The 327-nt window shown below is 63.3% G+C and carries 1 protein-coding gene; it reads right to left on the reverse strand.

The window, feature by feature from the left end:
• Positions 1-327, reverse strand: a 327-nt coding sequence (locus C7I84_RS29400; RefSeq protein WP_120785140.1) for a formate--tetrahydrofolate ligase, incomplete at both ends; no start/stop codon positions are given.

The following is a 327-nucleotide window of genomic DNA, read 5'->3' on the forward strand; positions in this document are numbered from 1 at the left end:
CGAACTGTTTTACGTTCTCGATGTGGCGGCCGAGATTGGCGCAGCCTTTTCTCACCGCCTCGACGTTCTCCTTGGAAAGGTCTTCCTTCTTCACTCCGCCATTCATCTTCAGGGCGCGCACGGTGGCGACGATGACGGCGGCGGCCGGCTTGAGCCCGGCCTTGCGGCATTTGATGTCGAAGAACTTTTCCGCGCCGAGATCGGCGCCGAAGCCGGCCTCCGTCACCACATAGTCGGCGAGCTTCAGCGCCGTGGTGGTGGCCACCACCGAGTTGCAGCCATGGGCGATGTTGGCGAACGGCCCGCCATGCACGAAGGCCGGGTTGT

Origin of the sequence: Kumtagia ephedrae (genome assembly GCF_003012745.1) — a bacterium.
GTDB classification, from domain to species: Bacteria; Pseudomonadota; Alphaproteobacteria; order Rhizobiales; family Rhizobiaceae; genus Kumtagia; species Kumtagia ephedrae.